Below are 16,204 nucleotides of genomic sequence, written 5' to 3'. Positions count from 1 at the left end.
AGTATTAAATTCGGTGGCGATGGTGGTCACGGGACTGGCCTGCAAAACAAAATGTCGCGCAGTGTACCAGCCCGGTGGCCATTCGCCCTAAGGCTCTATGTGTTCTTCCGGACGTTTGACTCGCCGTCCGTCATTCTTTGACAGTTGCGAAAAGATTGTCGCCGCCAGCATCGCCATGATTCCGACGGTCACGAAGGTCAGCTGGAACGCCCCCAGGACCGTCTCCACGCCATCGTTACCAATCTCCGCCGTGAAGCCGCCGAGCAACGCACCGGCGCACGCCACGCCAAGGCTCAGGGACAATTGCGCGACCACCGACAGCAGGCTGTTGCCGCTGCTGGCGCTGGCGTCGTCGAGGTCGATCAGGGTCACGGTGTTCATCGCGGTGAACTGCAGGGAGTTGATCGCGCCAAGGATCGCCAGCATGCACAGCAGCAGCCAGTACGGTGTCTGCTCGCTGACCAGGCCCATGGCGGCCAGCATGATGCCCAGGGCCAGGGTGTTGCCGGTGAGCACGATGCGATAACCCAGACGCTCGATCAGTGGCCGCGCGACCCACTTGGCGATCATCGCCGCCGCCGCCAGCGGCAGCATGCTCATCCCGGCCTGGGACGGCGAGTAACCCAGTGCCACTTGCAGCAGCAACGGCACCAGAAAGGGCAGGGCACCGCTGCCGAGGCGGGCGAACAGGTTGCCGAGAATGCCCACGGCAAAGGTCCGGGTCTTGAACAGAGACGGCGCGAACAGCGGATTCTCGACATGCCCGGCGCGCAGCCAGTATGCCGCCAGGCAAGCCATGCCGCCGAACAGCAGCAACATCACCCGCAGGTGTGGCAGGTGCAATTCGCCCAGGCCTTCCATGGCGATGGTGATCAGGATCATCGCCGCGCCGAACAGCACGAAGCCCAGGCTATCGAAGCGCGTGCGCTCGGTGCCGCGCAGGTCCGGGATGAATTTCCACACGGCGTAGCAACCGACCAGGCCCACCGGCAGGTTGATCAGGAAGATCCAGTGCCAGGTCAGGAATTGCACCATCCAGCCGCCCATGGTCGGGCCGATCAACGGGCCGAGCAGCCCGGGAATGGTGATGAAGCCCATGATCCGCACCAGCTCCGAGCGCGGGTAGGCACGCAACACCACCAGCCGCCCGACCGGCAGCATCAGCGCACCACCCAGGCCCTGGATCACCCGGGCGCCAATCAGCAGGCTCAGGCTGCTCGACAGTGCGCAGAGCAGCGAGCCGAGACTGAACAGCAAGATGGCGCTGAAGAAGATCTTCTTGGTGCCAAAACGGTCGGCGATCCAGCCCGAAGCGGGAATCAACAAGGCAACCGTGAGCATGTAGGCGATGATCACACCCTGCATGCGCAAGGGGTCTTCGGCCAGGTCGCGGGCCATGGCCGGCAGGGCGGTGTTGAGAATCGTCCCGTCGAGGGACTGCATGAAAAACGCGATGGCGACGACCCACGGCACCCAGCGGGCGGTGACGGCGTCGAGAGGCGGGCGGTTGGGCATGGGACCTCTTGTGGTGGTCAGGTAACCGGACCCTGTGGGAGCGGGCTTGCCCGCGAAGAGGTCATAACATTCAACATCAATATCGACTGACCCACCGCTTTCGCGGGCAAGCCCGCTCCCACAGGTATTGTGTTTACAGCGTCAAGGTCAACCGACTCACCAGTGCCCCCGGCAGCAACGCCGACGCCGTTGCCCGCTGGCTATAGGTGCTCGCCGACAGCAACAACTCCCGCTCTGCGGTCAGCGCTTCGAGCTGCGAACCGAGCAGGCTGAAGGCGCTGTCATCAAAGCGCATGGTGCTGACCGGTGCCTGAATCTCGCCGTTCTCGACCCAGAACGTGGCAAAGCGGGTCATGCCGGTCAGGCGTGCGGCCGGTTGATCCGAGAAGTTCAGGTACCACAGGTTGCTGATGTACAGCCCCGTGCCCAGTTGCTTGAGGATGTCAGTGTCAGGCAACAGCCCGGCTTTCATGTTCAGCGCGCTCGGAGATTCACCGCCGCTGGCGCCATTGGCAGTCAAACCGTATTCCGCGGCGCTGCGCGAACTGACCAGTTGTGCCCCGGCCTTGCCATCGACGATCAACCCCAGGTCACTGCGTGGATAACCTTCATCGGAGAACGCCGGGCTCAGCGAGCCGCTGACTTTTTCATCCAGCGAGACCAGCGGGCTGAAAGCGCTGTCACCACCGTAGAGCTTTTGCAGCGGGCTGCTCTTGCTGGCAATCGACTGTGCCGAGAAACCACCCCAGCACAGCATGCCCATGATTTCTTCCAGTGCCGCCGGTGCCAGGTAAGCGCGGTACTGGCCGGGGGCCAGAGTGCGCAGCGGCCGCCCCAGAAATTCAAGCTGCTCGCGGGCCAGTTGGAAGCGTTTGGCAAAGCCTTCGCTGCTCCAGTCGTGCCCGGCGTAGCTGGCTTTGACGGCCTGGCCGTTTTCGTGGAACAGGCTGAAGTCGAAATTGAAACTGTTGGCCTGATGCCAGCCGAAGGCACCCGAAGAACTGGCAAAGCCACGGCTGATCGGCCCGGCCGCGTAGAAACCGACAAGATCCAGTCCTTCGGCGGCCTGGGTAATCTGCGCGACCACCTGCTCGGTGTCCGGCAGTGGATGCGACTGCACATTGTTGCTCTGCCAGCCATTGTGGTTGAGCAGCAGATAAGGATCCTGAGGCAGCAGCGGCAAGGTTTCCCGCAGCTGTTGCAGGCCTTCGGTCAAGCGTTGCAGATCAACCTTTGGATCGCCGGCCAGGGTGATGTTCAGGTCGGCATGGCGGCCTTCGTTGATCAGCTTCAGGCCGATACTCGCCTGCTGCACCTGACCGGCCTGACGTACCTTGGCGTGGTTGAAGCGCACGAAGGCCGACGATTCGGCGGCGTAGCTGAGGGTGAACTGTTCGGGCTCGCGGAGTGCTTCACGCAGGCTGTTGACCAGCGCCTTGAACGACGCGGACGAACTGTTTGAAGGATTCATCAGGCGTCTCCTCCGAATACATCGACATTGCTGAACACGCAGGCCGGTGACGCGTGGCCGACGCGGATCACCTGGTTCGGTTCACCCTTGCCGCAGTTCGGTGTGCCGAGGACCTTGAGGGTACCGGCATCGCCGACGGCGCTGAGGCTCTTCCAGAACTGTGCGGAGATGCCCCTGTAATTGGGATTCTTCACCACGCCCTTGAGTTCGCCGTTTTCAATCAGTTGGCCCCACTCGCAGCCGAACTGGAATTTGTTGCGGGCATCGTCGATCGACCAGGAACGGTTGGTCGACATCAGCACGCCGTGTTCGATACCGCCGATCAGCTGTTCGATGGACTGGTCGCCCGGCTCGATGTTGAGGTTGGCCATGCGGTCGATCGGCGGACGGTTCCAGCCGCAGGCACGGCTGTTGGCGACGCCGTCCATGCCGGCACGGAATTGCGAAAGCGCACCGCCCAGCGGCCGCAGCAACAAGCCTTCGCGGATCAGGAACTGTTTGCTGGCGGGCGTGCCGTCGTCGTCATGGCCGTAGCTGGCGAGTTCCTCGGGGATGCTCGGGTCGAAGGTCACGTTGAGCAGGCCGGAACCGTATTGCAGGCGGCCGAAATCTTCAGCTTTGACGAAACTGGTGCCGGCGTAATTGCGCTCGTCACCGAGAATGCGGTCCAGCTCCAGCGGGTGACCGATGGACTCGTGGATTTGCAGCATCATCTGGTCGGGCATCAGCAGCAGGTCGCGCTTGCCTTGCGGGGTGTTTGGCGCCAGCAGCAATTGCAGGGCCTGATCGGCCACCTGGGCACCGGCACCGATCAGCCCGCAGCGGCTGATGACATCCGCCGCGCCTTGCTGGCCGAAGTTCTCGCGGCCCAGGCTGCGGGTCTGGCTGTCGTTGCCGTCGTAGGCCGTGACATCCAGGCCGGGGTACACAAAGCGTTGGGCCTGGCGCAGTTCGGCACCGGCGCTGTTGAGGTAAATCTGCTCGACATGGGTGATGCCCAGGCTGACCTGCCAGTTCACCAGCCGCTCGTCTTTCGGTACGGCGGCGGATTCGGCGCCGAGTAATGCGTAGCAGTCGCTCAGGGACGGGAAGGCCTGGTCGAGGTTGGGCGAAAAGTAATCGGCGCGGTCGCTGGAAACAGCCTGCTCACGCAGGTCCAGCAAGGCGTGGGGCTTGAGTCGACGGGCCTGGAGTTCGGCGCGTTCGAGGGCTGCTTGCAGGCCGTGTTGCGACAAATCGTTGGTTGCGGCATAGGCCTCGACGCCATTGACCCGCACGGTCAGCATCGCCCCTTCGTCACGGCTCAGGCTTGGCGGTTCGGCGACGTTCTTGCGCACCGACAGGTACTGCCCGGATTCGCGCACATAACGCAGGGAAAAGAATTCGGCACCCGTGCGCAAGGCGGCGAAGCGCTGCTTGAGCTGGGGGTAGAAATCGAACATTCGTGGACCTCCTGGGTATGGAGTGGCGGCGCAGCGGTGTTGCGAGGGGAAGAGGTGAAACGTTTGCGTGGCGCTAGATTAGGCCTGCGAGGGGGGTGGGATCAAGGATAGAGCAGTGTGGGAGGGGATTGTTGTGTTGTTCTTCAGGGCCTCTTCGCGAGCAAGCCCGCTCCCACAAGGTCATGCGCCAATCTTGAAATCGCGCATATCCTGTGGGAGCGGGCTTGCCCGCGATTGGCCGCTACGCGGTGTTATGCGGTCTGAGTCACTTCCCGCACCGGCTTGCCCTTCACCGGCGCTCCGCCCGCCACATAGTAAGTGGCTTTGCTGCGCGGCAACGGCTTGCGGCCACGGATCTTGTCGGCGATTTTCTCGGCCATCATGATCGTCGGCGCGTTGAGGTTGCCGGTGGTGATGATCGGCATGATCGAGGCATCGACCACACGCAGGCCCTGCATGCCATGCACGCGACCCTGGCCATCGACCACGGCCATCTCGTCGGTGCCCATCTTGCACGAGCAGGACGGGTGGAACGCGGTTTCGGCGTGTTCGCGGATGAACTTGTCCAGTTGCTCGTCGGTTTGCACCTCGATGCCCGGGCTGATCTCGCGACCACGGAAGGCGTCCAGTGCAGGTTGCTGCATGATTTCACGGGTCAGGCGGATGCCGTCGCGGAACTCCTGCCAGTCCTGCTCGGTGGCCATGTAGTTGAACAGGATGCTCGGGTGCTGGCGCGGGTCCTTGGACTTGACCTGGATGCGACCACGGCTAGGCGAACGCATGGAGCCCATGTGCGCCTGGAAGCCGTGCTCTTTCACACCATTGCTGCCGTTGTAGTTAATCGCCACCGGCAGGAAGTGGTACTGGATGTTCGGCCATTCGAATTCCGGACGGGTACGGATGAAACCGCCGGCTTCGAACTGGTTGCTGGCGCCGATGCCGGTGCCGTTGAACAGCCACTCGGCACCGATGGCCGGCTGGTTGTGCAAGAGCAGCGACGGGTACAGCGAGACCGGTTGAGTGCAAGCGTATTGCAGGTACAACTCAAGGTGGTCCTGCAGGTTTTCACCAACGCCCGGCAGGTCGTGGACCACCGGAATGTCGAGGCTTTGCAGCAGTTTCGCCGGGCCGACACCGGAGCGTTGCAGGATCTGCGGCGAAGCGATGGCGCCGGAGCACAGCAACACTTCCTTGCGGGCCTTGACCTCGACACGCTCTTCAGCCGCGCCGACCAGGTAACGCACGCCAACCGCACGCTTGCCTTCGAACAGGATCTTGTCGGTCAGGGCGTGGGTGACGATGGTCAGGGTCGAACGCTTCTTGGCAGTGTCCAGGTAGCCGCGAGCGGTGCTGGAACGACGGCCTTTAGGCGTCACGGTGCGGTCCATCGGGCCGAAGCCTTCCTGCTGGTAGCCGTTCAAGTCTTCGGTACGCGGGTAACCGGCCTGCACGCCTGCTTCAACCATGGCGTGGAACAGCGGGTTGTTGCCGGCTTTGGGCGTGGTCACGCTGACCGGGCCTTCGCCACCGTGGTAGTCGTTCGGGCCGATGTCCCTGGTTTCCGCTTTTCTAAAATAGGGCAGGCAGTCCAGGTACGACCAGTCCTCAAGGCCTGGCAATTTTGCCCAGCCGTCGTAGTCCATGGCGTTGCCGCGGATGTAGCACATGCCGTTGATCAGCGAAGAACCGCCCAGGCCCTTGCCGCGACCGCACTCCATGCGGCGACCGTCCATGTGCGGCTCCGGATCGGTTTCGTAGGCCCAGTTGTAGCGACGGCCTTGCAGCGGGAACGCCAAAGCGGCCGGCATCTGCGTACGGAAGTCCAAACGGTAGTCCGGGCCGCCCGCTTCGAGCAGCAGGACAGTGACGCCTGCGTCTTCGGTCAGACGGGTCGCCAGGGTGTTACCGGCGGAGCCGGCACCGATGATGATGTAATCGAATTCTTGGGACATTGAATGCACCCTCTTTGATAGTGGTCAGTTCGGGCCTAGGCGAGTGCTGCGCACTCGATTCGCTGGCAAGCCAGCTCCCACAAGGATTGGGGGCTGCCACAGATTTGGCGGACGACGCCGAACCTGTGGGAGCGGGCTTGCCCGCGAAGAGGCCCTCGCAGGCAATACAAAACTCGGTTCTTAGAACACCGAGGCGTAATCGCCCAGCTCGACCTGTACCGATTTGATGCGGGTGAAGTTGTTCAGCGAGCTGATGCCGTTCTCGCGACCAACACCCGACTGCTTGTAGCCGCCAACCGGCATCTTCGCGTCGGACTCGCCCCAGGCGTTGATCCAGCAGATACCGGCTTCCAGCTGATGAATCACGCGGTGCGCGCGGTTCAGGTCCTTGGTGACGATACCGGCGGCGAGGCCGAAGTCGGTGTCGTTGGCGCGGCGGATCACTTCTTCTTCGGTTTCGTAGGTGAGGATCGCCATCACCGGGCCAAAGATTTCTTCACGCACGATGGTCATGTCGTCGGTGCAGTCGGTGAACACGGTCGGGGCCACGAAGGCGCCTTTGGCGAATTCGCCATCGGTCAGACGCTCACCGCCGCACAGTACGCGGGCGCCTTCTTCCTTGCCCTTGGCGATGTAACCCAGCACGTTTTCCATGTGGGCGAAGCTGACCAGCGGACCGAAGTTGGTGTTTTCGTCTTGCGGGTTGCCGATACGGATGCGTGCAACGCGCTCGACGATCTTGGCTTCGAAGGCCGCTTTCAGGTGAGCTGGCACGAATACGCGAGTGCCGTTGGTGCAGACCTGGCCGGAGCTGTAGAAGTTGGCCATCATCGCGGTGTCGGCGGCGCGATCGAGGTCGGCGTCGTCGCAGATGATCAGCGGGGACTTGCCGCCCAGTTCCATGGTCACGTCTTTGAGCGAGGAAGCCGAAGCGCTGGCCATGACTTTCTTGCCGGTGTCGGTACCGCCGGTGAACGAGACTTTCTCGATGCGCGGGTGCTCGGTCAGCCAGGTGCCGACTTCGCGGCCGCTGCCGGTCAGGACGTTGAACACGCCGTCAGGCAGGCCGGCTTCGGTGTAGATCTCGGCCAGTTTCAGGGTGGTCAGCGAGGTGACTTCGCTTGGCTTGAAGATCATCGCGTTACCGGCGGCCAGGGCCGGTGCGGATTTCCACAGGGCGATCTGGATCGGGTAGTTCCACGCGCCGATACCGGCCACGATGCCCAGCGGCTCGCGACGGGTGTAGACGAACGAGGTGGTGCGCAGCGGAATCTGCTCGCCTTCGATGGCAGGTACCAGGCCTGCGTAGTATTCCAGCACGTCAGCGCCGGTGACGATGTCGACGTATTTGGTTTCGGAGAATGCTTTACCGGTGTCCAGGGTTTCCAGGGCAGCCAGTTCATCGTTGCGCTCGCGCAGGATTTCCACGGCGCGACGCAGGATGCGCGAACGCTCCATGGCGGTCATCGCCGCCCAGATCTTCTGGCCCTTTTCGGCGCTGACCACCGCGCGCTCGACGTCTTCCTTGGTCGCACGTTGTACTTTTGCGAGGACTTCACCGTTAGCCGGGTTGATGGCTTCGAAAGTAGCGTCGCTGCTGGCGTCGCTGTAAGCGCCATCGATGTAGAGTTTTTGCAGTTCGAAACGGGCCATAAAGTCCTCGCAAGAGCATTAAGTGATTGGCGCGGTTCAGGGGTTGAGCGTTTATGTGTGCTCTAACTCACCCGCTTGGCCAGTTGGGTATCCATGTATTCGTACGCAATCTGTTGCGCCTGCCCGGTGTCGAAAGCATCTCCCGACAGCGCGCCGCGCAACCACAAGCCGTCGATCAACGCTGCCAGGCCACGGGCGGCGCTGCGCGCATCATTGAGCGGCAGCACACGGCGGAACTGGCAGCACAGGTTGGAATACAGACGGTGATCGTTGATCCGCTGCAACCTGTGCAAAGACGGCTGGTGCATGCTGGTGGCCCAGAAGGCCAGCCAGGTTTTCATTGCCGGGCCATTGACCTGGCTGGCGTCGAAGTTGCCTTCGATGATCACCTGCAGATGCGCCCGCGGGCTGTCATCTGTCAGCGCCAATCGGCGCGCGGTGACGTTCTCGCTCAGGACGGTCATCAGGTACCCCATGGTGGCGGCGATCAGGCCATTCTTGTCCTGAAAGTAGTGACTGATGATGCCATTCGAGACACCGGCCAAACGGGCGATCAGCGCAATGCTGGCGTCCCCCATTCCGACCTGATCGACGGCCAGCAAAGTGGCTTCGATCAATTGCTGGCGGCGGATGGGTTGCATACCGACCTTGGGCATCTTGCACATCTCCTTAGGCCTTGCGGCAGACGTCAGACGGCTACCGGCTTGAGGGCCAGTCTATTTTGTTTTGATTGAACGTTCAATCAACAAAGAATAAGATCTGCGACAAATCGTCGCTGCTTACAGATTTTTCCTACGTGTAAATGGCGGCAAACCGACATCCGAAACGGCTCGAAGCCTATACGCCACGGCGTCTCATGGGCTTCGGGCTTTTTTCGGGCTGTCTTTATATCACCCGCCGGTCGGCTGCCCACTAACCGATTGGTCGGGTAACCCGTTTGTCTTGCGTTCTTCTCTCGCACTGCCCGGAGCATCTGTGCCATGAGTTCTGCCTCGCTAATAAAGACCCCACCCGAGAAGGTGACGGTCAACGGTTGGGTGTTCTACACCTCTACCGCGTTGATTCTGTTGTTGACCGCCATTCTGATCATCGCCCCGCAAGAGGCCGGCAGAATGCTGGGTACGGCGCAAGCCTGGTTGTCCCGCAGCTTCGGCTGGTACTACATGGTGGTGATTGCCGCCTACCTGATTTTTGTCGTCGGCCTGGCGTTTTCGTCCTACGGCAAACTCAAGCTCGGCAGCAAGGATGACACCCCGGACTTCAGCTATGGTGCCTGGGCGGGGATGCTGTTCTCCTCGGGTATCGGTATTTCGCTGCTGTACTTCGGTGCTTCCGAGCCGCTGGACCACTACTTCAACCCGCCGGAAGGCGTGGCCGGCAGCAACCTTGCCGCCCGTCAGGCGGTGCAGCTGACCTTCCTGCACTGGGGCCTGCATGGCTGGGCGATCTACGCATTGGTCGGCCTGGCCGTGGCGTACTTTGCCTACCGGCATAACCAGCCGCTGGCGTTGCGCTCGGCGTTGTACCCGCTGGCGGGTGAGCGTTGGGTCAAGGGCGCGGCCGGGCATGCGGTGGACGGCTTCGGCATGTTCGTGACCCTGCTGGGTCTGGTGACCAACCTGGGGATTGGCTCGCTGCAAGTGTCGTCCGGGCTGGAAAACCTGTTCGGCATGGAGCACAGCAACACCAACCTGCTGATCGTGATCATCGTGATGAGCACCGTGGCGACCATCGCTGCCGTGTCGGGCGTGGAAAACGGCATCCGTCGTCTGTCCAACCTGAACATCGTGCTGTTCAGCGGCCTGCTGATTTTCGTCCTGTTGTTCGGCCCGACCCTGCACCTGCTCAACGGCTTCGTGCAGAACGTCGGCGACTACCTGAACGGCGTGGTGCTGAAGACTTTCGACCTGTATGTGTACGAAGGCGACAGTGAGAAGTCCGACCGCTGGCTGGGCCTGTGGACCCTGTTCTACTGGGCCTGGTGGATTTCCTGGGCGCCATTCGTGGGCATGTTCATCGCGCGTATTTCCCGTGGTCGCACCGTGCGTGAGCTGGTCGCTGGCGTGCTGCTGATTCCGCTGGGCTTTACCCTGGCGTGGCTGTCGATCTTCGGTAACTCGGCCCTGGACCTGGTGATGAACCATGGGGCGGTAGAACTCGGCAAGACCGCGCTGGAACAGCCATCCATGGCGATCTACCAGTTGCTTGAGCATTACCCGGCGTCGAAAGTGGTGATCGGCGTGTCGATCTTTGTCGGTTTCGTGCTGTTCCTGACCCCGGCGGACTCCGGCGCGGTGATGATGGCCAACCTGTCCTGCAAAGGCGGCACCGTTGATGAAGACGCGCCGCACTGGCTGCGGATCTTCTGGTCGGCGGTGATCACCCTGGTGACCATCGGCCTGCTGTTCGCCGGCAACTTCGAAGCCATGCAAACCATGGTGGTACTGGCCGGCCTGCCGTTCTCGGTGGTGCTGGTGTTCTTCATGTTCGGCTTGCACAAGGCCATGCGCCAGGACGTACAGATCGAACAGGAGCAAGCGGAACTGGCGGCACGCGGTCGCCGTGGTTTCACTGAGCGTTTGACCCAGTTGGACCTGCAACCGAGCCAGTCGGTGGTCCAGCGCTTCATGGACAAGCATGTGACGCCAGCGCTGAACGATGCGGCTGTGCAGTTGCGTACCCAAGGGCTGGAAGTGCAGACGCTGCTGGGCAAGTCCAAGCGTTGCATGGGCCTGCGGATCGAGATGGAAGAGGGCAACCCGTTTGTCTACGAAGTGAGCCTGGACGGCTACCTGGCCACGCCAACCGAATCGGCTCAGTCCGATGAGGCGCGCCAGCGTTACTACCGTGCCGAGGTGTACCTGCACAACGGCAGCCAGGACTACGACTTGATGGGGTTCACCCAGGATCAGATCACCCGTGACGTGCTCGATCAGTTTGAAAGCCATCGGCAGCTCCTTGGCCGGGTTTACAGCTAAGTAGTGAACTGATGCGGTGTTTCTGTCTGAAGCACCGCGTCGCATTCTTCGCGAGCAAGCCCGCTCCCACATTGGATTTGTGAACACCGCAGATCCAATGTGGGAGCGGGCTTGCTCGCGAAGGGGCAATCAGCCGCAAAGCTGAATGTCCCGATACCCCACAAACAAAAACGCCGCGATACTCTCGCGGCGTTTTTGCATCTGTTGCCTTACCCCAGGTTCTTGCCGAGCAGTGCGTGATACAGCTCGCTGTCGCCGAGAATCCCCACCACATGGTTGTTATCGTGCAGCACCAGTTTGTTGCCGGTCTGATAACGAATCTGCAGCGCGTCGCGCATGCCGATGTTGGAGTCCACCAGCGTCGGCTTGCGTTCCAGGCCTTCGACGGCTTGCCCCGGCATCCAGTTCTGCAGGTCCATGCTCGAGCCGTTCTTGCGTGCGCCCTTGATGGTGTTGCCTTCAGCCAGGTCCAGCCACGAATCGCCACCCGGATCGAGGCATACCGAACCGTTGATGCGTTTGCAGTTGTCCAGGGTGCGCATCAGGCTGCGACCGCACAGTACGTTCAGCGGGTTGGTGTGGGCCACGAAGGTCCGCACGTAGTCGTCCGCAGGGTTGAGGACGATTTCTTCCGGTTTGCTGTACTGGATGATCCGGCCGTCTTTCATGATCGCGATACGGCTGCCGAGCTTCAGGGCTTCGTCGAGGTCGTGGCTCACGAACACGATGGTCTTGTGCAGCTTGCGTTGCAGTTCCAGCAGTTCGTCTTGCAGGCCTTGGCGGATCAGCGGATCGAGTGCCGAGAACGGTTCGTCCATCAGCAGGATGTCGGCGTCCATCGCCAGTGCACGGGCCAGGCCAACACGTTGTTGCATACCACCGGACAGCTCGTTGGGTTTCTTGTTGCGCCACTGGGTCAGGCCCACCAGCTCGAGCTTGTCGTCCACCAGCTTGCGGCGTTCCTTCTCGGGACGACCCTGCATTTCCAGGCCGAAACTGATGTTCTCGCGAACGGTCAGCCAGGGCATCAGGGCGAACTTCTGGAACACCATCGCAATGCGCTTGGTGCGCATCATTTTCAGCTCGGCGGCGGAGCAGGACGCAATGTTGATCTGCTTGCCTTCGTGTTCGACGAACAGTTTGCCGCGGCTGACGGTGTTGAGGCCGTTGATGCAGCGCAGCAGGCTGGATTTGCCGGAGCCGGACAGGCCCATCAGCACGCAGATTTCACCTTTTTCGATGTCCAGGCTGGCCTTTTCGACGCCAACGATCTGCCCGGTCTTTTTCAGGATCTCGCTGCGGGTCAAGCCTTGATCGAGAAGTTTCAGTGCCTCGCGTGGATCTTTGGTGAAGATCACGTCGACGTCTTCGAAGCGAATTATGCTCATGCGTCACCCCCTACTTTGGCTTCGGGTTGTTTGCAGATACGGTCGAGCATGATCGCCAGCAGTACGATCGCCAGGCCCGCTTCGAAGCCCAGGGCGATATCAGCGGTATTCAGTGCGTTGACCACCGGTTTACCCAGTCCGTCGGCGCCTACCAGTGCCGCGATCACCACCATCGATAACGACAGCATGATGCACTGGGTGATGCCGGCCGCGATGCTCGGCATGGCGTGAGGCAGTTCGATCCGCGTCAGCAGTTGGCGACGCGAGCAGCCAAAGGCCTTGCCGGCGTCCATCAATTCTTCCGGGACATCGCGGATACCCAGGTAGGTCAGGCGGATGGGCGCGGCAATCGCGAACACCACCGTGGAGATCAGGCCCGGGACCACACCCAGCCCGAAGAGGGTCAGGGTAGGAATGAGGTAAACGAAGGTCGGTACGGTCTGCATCAGATCGAGTACCGGACGCATTAAAGTGTAGAACATCGGCTTGTGCGCCGCGACGATACCCAGCGGTACGCCGATGACCACGCAGACCAGGGTCGCGAACATCACCTGGGCGAGGGTTTCCATGGTTTCCTGCCAGTACCCCAGGTTGAGGATCAGCAGGAAGGAGGCGACCACGAACGCGGTGAGGCCCCATTTGCGTTGAATGAAGTGCGCGAGCAAAGCGATGAGGCCGATCAACACCAGCGGGTTGAACCAGGTCAGCGCAAACGTCACGCCGTGGATCATCGTTTCCAGTGTCACGGCGATTGCGTCGAAGGTGCTGGCGCCGTGTTGCGTCAACCATTCAACGAAGCCCGCGATGTACTGGCCTAAGGGGATTTTCTGATCAATCAGCATGGTAGTGAACGTCCGCATGCAAGGAAATAAACAGCCCGGGCGGGCGAACCCGCCCGGCATAAGCGATTACTTGGCGAGCTTGGCTTTCACGGCCTCCAGGCCTGGTTTACCGTCAATGGTGGTCACGCCAGCGAGCCAGGTATCGAGCACCTGTGGATTGTTTTTCAGCCAGGCCTTGGCGGCCGCGTCAGGCTTCATCTTGTCGTCCAGGATGTTGCCCATCAGCGAGCTTTCCATGTCGACGGTGAACTCCAGGTTCTTCAGCAACTGGCCGACGTTGCTGCACTCCTGCGTGTAACCCTTGCGGGTGTTGGTCGCCACGGTGGCGGCACCGAAATCCGGGCCGAAGAAGTCATCACCACCGGTCAAGTACTGGATCTTGAAGCGCTTGTTCATCGGGTGCGGCGCCCAGCCGAGGAAGACCACGGCGGTGTCGCGTTTCTGCGCACGGTCGACCTGCGACAGCATGCCGGCTTCGCTGGACTCGACGACCTTGAAGCCCGCGTCCTTGAGGCCGAAGGCGTTCTTGTCGATCATCGTCTGGATCAGGCGGTTGCCGTCGTTGCCCGGCTCGATGCCGTAGATCTTGCCGTCGAGTTCTTTCTTGAACTTGGCGATGTCGGCGAAGTCATGCAGCCCTTTGTCGTACAGCGCCTGGGGAACGGCGAGGGTGTACTTGGCGCCCTTGAGGTTGGTGCGCACGATATCCACGGTACCGGCATCGCGATAGGCCTTGATGTCGTTTTCCATGGTCGGCATCCAGTTACCCAGGAACACGTCCATGTTCTTGCCGTCGGCCAGGGACTTGTAGGTCACGGGCACGGAAATCATGGTGGTCTTGGTCTTGTAGCCGAGGGCATCGAGCACGACGCTGGTGGTCGCGGTTGTCGCGGTGATGTCGGTCCAGCCGACATCGGAGAAGTTTACGGTACTGCACTGCGCCGGTTCTGCGGCTTGCGCCAGAACCGGCAGACTAAGCATGGCGGCCAACAACAACGACGGGGAACCTTTCATGGATGGACTCCTTGGTGTTTTTTTTGGCAGTGTTCCGACTGGACCACCGCACTTATAGGTTGCGGTTGGATGGCGTTCTGGAGACAGCTCTACCACGGCGCCTTGCAATCGAGTCGATATGATCATGTACCAGTGAAAATCTGACGCCTACAGGGTGCGTCGTATCCAGTACAGGGATGGTCGCATCCAGTGTCGGTGACGTCGTTTACAGATTTTTTCAGCCCATTTTCTCGCTCTGAACCGCAAAAAAACGGCGAAAACACGGCGTAAAAGACACGCGGCGCTGGTGGGCATGAGTGCGTCGGTTAGAGACGTCGAACAACACGATAAAAGCTTGATGATGCGGTCATCTCGGCGGATTGCAGCTTGAGCGTAGCAGCTCCGTCACCGTGCGTTTTTGCGTGCGCAGTGGGCCCATCCAGGAGTTCGGCAGTAATGGCTATCAGTGTTTTCGACCTGTTCAAAATCGGCATCGGTCCTTCCAGTTCGCACACCGTGGGGCCCATGCGGGCGGCCGCGTTGTTCGTGCAGGGCTTGCGCGAGCGCGGATTGCTGGAACGGGTGCAGCGTGTCGAAGTCCGGCTGTTCGGCTCGTTGTCGGCCACCGGCATCGGTCACGGTAGTGACAACGCGGTGATCATGGGCCTGATGGGCGAGTGGCCGGACGCGATCGATCCGTCGCAAATCGGCATCCGCATCCAGGCCCTGCGCGAAACCCACACGCTGTTGCTCGATGGTCGACTGTCGGTACCGTTCATCTGGGCCAGGGACATGCGCCTGATCGACGAAAACCTGCCGTATCACCCCAACGCCATGACCCTGATTGTCGAAGACGACCATGGCGAGTTTCATCGCGATACCTATTATTCGGTCGGCGGCGGTTTTGTCGTCGATCAGGCACAAGCCTCCAGCGGCGTGGTGGACCTGGATCGCACCGTGCTGCCCTATGATTTTTCCAGCGCCGTCGAGTTGCTGGCGCTGTGCAAGCGCCACAACCTGAGCGTTGCGCAATTGATGATGGCCAACGAGAAAGTCTGGCGCAGCGAAGAGGAAATCCGCAGCGGCCTGATGAAACTCTGGCGCGCCATGCAGGATTGCGTCGAACAAGGCCTGAAGCACGAAGGCATCCTGCCCGGCGGGCTGAACGTGCGCCGTCGTGCGGCCAAGCTGCATCGCAGCTTGCAGGAATTGAACAAACCCAACGTGATCGGCTCGACCTTGAGCGCCATGGAATGGGTCAACCTGTTCGCCCTGGCGGTCAACGAAGAAAACGCCGCCGGCGGGCGCATGGTCACGGCACCGACCAACGGCGCGGCGGGGATCATTCCGGCGGTGTTGCATTACTTCATGAAGTTCAGCGAAGCGGTGACCGACGCCAATGTCGTCGACTACTTCCTCGCTGCGGCGGCGGTGGGAATCCTGTGCAAGAAGAACGCCTCGATCTCTGGCGCTGAAGTCGGTTGCCAGGGTGAAGTCGGTTCGGCCTGCGCCATGGCGGCAGCCGGGCTGGCGGAAATTCTTGGCGCCACGCCAGAGCAGCTGTGCAACGCGGCGGAAATCGGTCTGGAGCACAACCTCGGCCTGACCTGCGACCCGGTGGGTGGTCTGGTCCAGGTGCCGTGCATCGAACGCAATGCGATTGCGGCGGTGAAAGCGATCAATGCGGCGCAGATGGCGTTGCGCGGCGATGGCCAGCACTTTATCTCGCTGGATCGGGTGATCCGCACCATGCGCGATACCGGTGCCGACATGCATGACAAATATAAGGAGACATCGCGGGGTGGGTTGGCGGTCAGCGCTGTCGAGTGCTGAGATCGAGTTGGTCCCTTCGCGAGCAGGCTCGCTCCCACAGTTGATATGTATGCCAATGTGGGAGCGAGCCTGCTCGCGAAGGCGGCAGACCAGTCAAAACTGCGCACCAAGTGAACACCGGCTCGAAACCGCGCCGC

General features: G+C 61.3%; 11 protein-coding genes. 2 read left to right on the top strand and 9 right to left on the bottom strand.

Annotated elements, in window-relative coordinates; translation table 11 throughout:
* Positions 1-87: 87 nt before the first annotated feature.
* The 6 genes from mdtD to betI form a co-directional block, all read right to left on the bottom strand.
* Positions 88-1,515: a multidrug transporter subunit MdtD gene (gene mdtD / locus ACLD1X_RS07805; protein ID WP_429366817.1), complete on the bottom strand. Its 1,428-nt coding sequence runs from the start codon at positions 1,513-1,515 to the stop codon at positions 88-90.
* 133 nt (positions 1,516-1,648) lie between these two features.
* Positions 1,649-2,986, bottom strand: a complete 1,338-nt coding sequence (locus ACLD1X_RS07800) for a TldD/PmbA family protein (protein WP_429366816.1) — start codon at positions 2,984-2,986, stop codon at positions 1,649-1,651.
* Complete coding sequence (locus ACLD1X_RS07795; RefSeq protein WP_429366815.1) at positions 2,986-4,428, bottom strand: TldD/PmbA family protein; 1,443 nt, start codon at positions 4,426-4,428, stop codon at positions 2,986-2,988. Before ACLD1X_RS07795 ends, ACLD1X_RS07800 begins: the two co-directional genes overlap by 1 nt.
* 251 nt (positions 4,429-4,679) lie before the next feature.
* Positions 4,680-6,380 (bottom strand): choline dehydrogenase, encoded by a 1,701-nt coding sequence (betA, locus tag ACLD1X_RS07790; RefSeq protein ID WP_429366814.1) that lies wholly within the window; start codon positions 6,378-6,380, stop codon positions 4,680-4,682.
* A 180-nt stretch (positions 6,381-6,560) separates the two neighbouring features.
* The gene (gene betB, locus ACLD1X_RS07785; protein WP_429366813.1) at positions 6,561-8,033 is read right to left on the bottom strand and encodes a betaine-aldehyde dehydrogenase; all 1,473 of its coding nucleotides are present in this window, start codon (positions 8,031-8,033) and stop codon (positions 6,561-6,563) included.
* Between the two features lie 62 nt (positions 8,034-8,095).
* Positions 8,096-8,689 carry a transcriptional regulator BetI gene (betI, locus tag ACLD1X_RS07780; RefSeq protein ID WP_008019478.1) on the bottom strand — a complete coding sequence of 198 codons (594 nt, stop codon included), beginning with the start codon at positions 8,687-8,689 and terminating at the stop codon, positions 8,096-8,098.
* Between the two features lie 381 nt (positions 8,690-9,070).
* Here betI and ACLD1X_RS07775 point away from each other — a divergent pair, with 381 nt between their 5' ends.
* On the top strand, positions 9,071-11,011 hold the full coding sequence (locus ACLD1X_RS07775) for a BCCT family transporter (RefSeq protein ID WP_429366929.1): 1,941 nt from the start codon (positions 9,071-9,073) through the stop codon (positions 11,009-11,011).
* A gap of 209 nt (positions 11,012-11,220) precedes the next feature.
* On the opposite strand, the gene choV is transcribed toward ACLD1X_RS07775, so the two are convergent.
* From choV to ACLD1X_RS07760, 3 genes are all read right to left on the bottom strand, one after another.
* Positions 11,221-12,399: a choline ABC transporter ATP-binding protein gene (gene choV, locus ACLD1X_RS07770; RefSeq protein WP_413426407.1), complete on the bottom strand. Its 1,179-nt coding sequence runs from the start codon at positions 12,397-12,399 to the stop codon at positions 11,221-11,223.
* A complete protein-coding gene (choW, locus tag ACLD1X_RS07765; protein ID WP_429366812.1) occupies positions 12,396-13,241 on the bottom strand; it encodes a choline ABC transporter permease subunit in 846 nt (281 codons plus the stop codon). The genes choV and choW overlap by 4 nt, the downstream gene beginning before the upstream one ends.
* A gap of 66 nt (positions 13,242-13,307) precedes the next feature.
* Positions 13,308-14,255 (bottom strand): choline ABC transporter substrate-binding protein, encoded by a 948-nt coding sequence (locus ACLD1X_RS07760; protein ID WP_429366811.1) that lies wholly within the window; start codon positions 14,253-14,255, stop codon positions 13,308-13,310.
* Positions 14,256-14,690: 435 nt separating this feature from the next.
* Between ACLD1X_RS07760 and ACLD1X_RS07755 the strand changes: the two genes are divergently transcribed.
* The gene (locus ACLD1X_RS07755) at positions 14,691-16,067 is read left to right on the top strand and encodes an L-serine ammonia-lyase (RefSeq protein ID WP_429366810.1); all 1,377 of its coding nucleotides are present in this window, start codon (positions 14,691-14,693) and stop codon (positions 16,065-16,067) included.
* Positions 16,068-16,204: the final 137 nt, after the last annotated feature.

Origin of the sequence: Pseudomonas sp. 18173, from assembly GCF_050432945.1 — a bacterium.
Classification (GTDB): domain Bacteria; phylum Pseudomonadota; class Gammaproteobacteria; order Pseudomonadales; family Pseudomonadaceae; genus Aquipseudomonas.
The sequence above is the reverse complement of the archived record's forward strand: the minus strand, read 5'-3'. Positions and strand labels throughout refer to the sequence as shown.